This is a genomic window from Neisseria sp. P0009.S007 (genome assembly GCF_051962515.1).
This window is the reverse complement of the sequence record NZ_JBQCVF010000955.1, coordinates 1-367: the sequence shown is the minus strand read 5'-3', so window position 1 is coordinate 367 and position 367 is coordinate 1. Positions and strand designations below refer to the sequence as shown.

Annotated in this window: 1 rRNA gene; it reads left to right on the top strand. The window is 54.5% G+C overall.

Going from position 1 to position 367, the window contains the following annotated elements:
• Nucleotides 1-367, top strand: a 16S ribosomal RNA gene (locus ACTHS3_RS17285); the annotation flags it as partial.

Sequence of the window (367 nt, the reverse complement as noted above, 5' to 3'; positions counted from 1 at the left end):
CCTACGGGTGGCAGCAGTGGGGAATATTGGACAATGGGCGCAAGCCTGATCCAGCCATGCCGCGTGAGTGATGAAGGCCTTAGGGTTGTAAAGCTCTTTCAGTAGGGAAGATAATGACGGTACCTACAGAAGAAGCCCCGGCTAACTTCGTGCCAGCAGCCGCGGTAATACGAAGGGGGCTAGCGTTGTTCGGAATCACTGGGCGTAAAGCGCACGTAGGCGGATTTGTTAGTGAGGGGTGAAATCCCGGGGCTCAACCTCGGAACTGCCTTTCATACTGCAGATCTCGAGTCCGATAGAGGTGGGTGGAATTCCTAGTGTAGAGGTGAAATTCGTAGAGATTGGGAAGAACACCGGTGGCGAAGGC